This is a genomic window from Bacillus sp. AP50, assembly GCF_040492675.1.
Taxonomy (GTDB): Bacteria; Bacillota; Bacilli; order Bacillales; family Bacillaceae_G; genus Bacillus_A; species Bacillus_A cereus.
Map to the genome: position 1 here is coordinate 1 of NZ_JBEUTW010000615.1, position 3156 is coordinate 3156.

Consider the following 3156-nt stretch of genomic DNA (forward strand, 5'->3'; position numbering starts at 1 on the left):
GATTACCGATAAGAAAGGTACAAGATTTAAAGAATATAATAACCCTGATAGCTTTATTAGTAAAAAGTTAGCACCAGAAGAAAAAATTCAAGATATCATGCTATTTGACGTAGCGAAAGAAAATACGTATATCGCTACGTATAGACCAGAGTTTACGCGTGAAAATAGAACAATAAAATTTGAATTGAAACCAAATAAATAAAGAAACACATTGGATTATCCAATGTGTTTCTTTATGGTAATAAATTTAAAACGCCCAGTTACCTTTACGGAAGATAGGCTCATGTCTGCCATCAGCAGTAATACCGTCAATATCAAGCTCAGCTGATCCAATCATGAAGTCGTTGTGTGTAATACTAGCGTTTGCGCCGTTTTCAGCAAGTTCTTCTTTAGACATTGTTTTTCCGCCAACTAAGTTAAATGCGTAAGCATTTCCAATCGCAAGGTGGCAAGATGCATTTTCGTCAAATAGTGTATTGTAGAATAAAACATTTGTGTTTGAAATTGGTGAGTCATGAGGTACTAAAGCTACTTCCCCTAAGAAGTGAGAACCTTCATCTGTTTCTACTAAATGTTTTAAAGCTTCTTCACCAGCTTCAGCTTTATAGTCTACGATACGTCCGTTTTCAAATGTTAACGTGAAATTATCGATAATATTACCTGCAAATACTAACGGTTTTGTACTAGAAACTTGGCCGTTTACACCTGTTTTAAGTGGCATTGTAAATACTTCTTCAGTTGGAATATTAGCCATAAATGGTACGTTCTTTTCATTTAAGCTACCAGCACCAGCCCATACATGTTTTTCTGGAAGTTCGATTGTTAAATCTGTTCCAGGACCTGTATAGTGAAGAGCTTTATAATGCTTTTCGTTTAAGTAATCCACTTTTGTATGTAATGTTTCATCATGTTCTTTCCATGCTTCTACAGGATTTTCTAAATCAGCACGAGTAGCTTTGAAAATAGCATCCCATAACTTGGCTTCTTGTTCTTCTGGCGCTACGTCAGGGAATACTTTCGCAGCCCATTCTTTCGTAGGAACAGAAATGACACACCAGCTTACTTTATCTGCTTGTACGTAATCACGGTATACTTTCATTGCTTCTCCAGCTACTTTATGAGCTGTTGCGATACGCGATGGTTCTACACCTTTTAATAAATCAGGGTTTTCTGCATAGATAGACATAAATGCAGCGCCTTCTTTTGCTAATTCTTCACGAGCATGTGCTTTCCAAGATGGAAATTCAGCGAAAGCTTCTTCAGGAGCTAGATCGAATTTTAAGCGTGTTAACGTCTCATCATTCCAATCTACATATACGTGTTTTGCACCAGATTTATATGCTTTTTCTGTAACGAGGCGTACAAATTGTACAGCTTCAAGAGGTGCACTAATTGATAAAGTTTGTCCAGGTTGAATATTAACACCAACATTAACTGCAAGAGCAGCATATTTCTCTAACGTTTGTTCAAATGACATATGTATAATCTCCTTTAATTTGAAAGATTTCTTACTATATATAATACAAGAAAATTCTAAAAATATATATAAATATAAAGTAAAAAGAGAGCTCAAAATGTATTGAGCCCTTATATTTACTTAATTGAAGAAGCAAACTGCTCTACAGTCGTTGTATGGTGTATACGAACGCGCTTCATCTTTAACAATTCATCAGGTTCACCCTTCGTAATGAATTGCCCAGGCTTTGTCGTCGTCGCAAATTGATAATACTTCTTCGTTTCTGCAACAACCTTATCATCTACATGACCGAATGGATAAGCAATCGCGATAACAGGCTTACCTGTTATTTTTTCTAGCTTTTCTTTTGAACCTTTTAACTCTTCCTCATAGTTTGTAATTTTCGGTAAGTCTGCATGTGTTGCAGTATGAGATTGCACCGAGAAAATGCCGGAATCAACCATTTCTTTTATTTCAGAAGTAGACAATGCTCCTTCTACATCAACGTTATCAACAATCATATATTCTGTTGCTGCCGGTTTAAAAGTATCATCTTTTAGCTTTTGTAAAATGCGAAATGCATTCATATTATTTTTCATACCGTCATCAAATGTAACGAAAATCGGTTTATTTACTTTATTTATATCGCCCCAGCGTTCAAACGTTAAAAGCGTATAACCATTGTCCTTTAAATGTTTCATTTGTGCTTCAAAGTTAGCTGGTGATACGAATAAGTCTTTAATGCCTTGACCATGATAATCATCAATTGCGTGATACATAAGAACAGGAACCTTTTGTTCGAAAGTAATAGTAGATTTCGTAAGCGGGATTGTTTTCCCATCTTCTTTCATTCCTGTTGCTTCAATTTGGAACTCACCGCGTTTTCCTTCAAATTCCTTTATATCAAAAGGAAGTGTGAATTGTTTCTCTTTTTCTTTAGAAGAAAAAGATTTAGCACTTTCCTTGCCATCAGCTGTGCGCCAAATTTTATATTGTACTTCATTTAAAGAATCTTTTATGTCTGTAATATGAATACTTGTGTTTGTAGATTCGTGTGTAACTGAATTATATGAGATTTTACCTTGTTCTTGCACAGTCTCTTCTTGTTTCTTAATCCCTTGAGCCGTTTTCTCTTTTTTAGGTTCTGGACTTACATTGTTAGTATTACAGCCTGCTAGAATGGCAGACGTACATAAAGCAATTGCTGCGTATTTTCTCATAAAAATCACCTTCTATTGTGTAGTATGTTGCATATTTACATTAAAATCCCCACCGCTATAAGAGTGGTGGGGATATACCCTTGTTCATCATATCATTTGAAGAAAATGAGGGGAATATGATTTTTAGGAGGTTATTAATGTAATAGATTAGTGACTTTGAATAGATGTATTTTTTTGTTTCTTATTAGAATTAATAATAATATAACCGACTACAAAGATAAGAGGAATAATGAAGACATAGATAGGCATTCCCCATACATAATAGCTTTTCAGCGTTAAGACTAGTAAATGTAAGAAATCGAAAATTGCGTGAGCTTTCATAATATCCTCCAATGTTTTTTTGAAAATTATAACATTTTAAACTTGTTATTTGTATAATTTGGAAAGTTATTTAAGCTAATTTTAAAGTAAGAAGAATACATATTAATATGCAATTTTGCATAAGGATATGTATTTTATTAAAATATAAAGATTTTATAC

General features: G+C 34.0%; 3 protein-coding genes and 1 pseudogene. 1 reads left to right on the forward strand and 3 read right to left on the reverse strand.

The features are described 5' to 3' along the window. Nucleotides 1–202: pseudogene (locus ABWK52_RS27360) on the forward strand (DUF4352 domain-containing protein); the annotation flags it as partial. Between the two features lie 45 nt (nucleotides 203–247). On the opposite strand, the gene ABWK52_RS27365 reads toward ABWK52_RS27360, so the two are convergent. From ABWK52_RS27365 to ABWK52_RS27375, 3 genes are all read right to left on the reverse strand, one after another. Further along, entirely contained in the window at nucleotides 248–1477 is a 1230-nt protein-coding gene (locus tag ABWK52_RS27365; protein WP_000007357.1) for an aminopeptidase, read from the reverse strand. 116 nt (nucleotides 1478–1593) lie between these two features. Continuing rightward, a complete protein-coding gene (locus ABWK52_RS27370; RefSeq protein ID WP_001233712.1) occupies nucleotides 1594–2676 on the reverse strand; it encodes a polysaccharide deacetylase family protein in 1083 nt (360 codons plus the stop codon). A gap of 147 nt (nucleotides 2677–2823) precedes the next feature. Next, complete coding sequence (locus tag ABWK52_RS27375) at nucleotides 2824–2997, reverse strand: hypothetical protein (RefSeq protein ID WP_000643592.1); 174 nt, start codon at nucleotides 2995–2997, stop codon at nucleotides 2824–2826. Nucleotides 2998–3156: the final 159 nt, after the last annotated feature.

Coding starts and splice junctions, on each gene's coding strand:
- ABWK52_RS27365 (WP_000007357.1), bottom strand. CDS start 1,477: ATGTCATTTGAACAAACGTTAGAGAAATATGCTGCTCTTGCAGTTAAT.
- ABWK52_RS27370 (WP_001233712.1), bottom strand. CDS start 2,676: ATGAGAAAATACGCAGCAATTGCTTTATGTACGTCTGCCATTCTAGCA.
- ABWK52_RS27375 (WP_000643592.1), bottom strand. CDS start 2,997: ATGAAAGCTCACGCAATTTTCGATTTCTTACATTTACTAGTCTTAACG.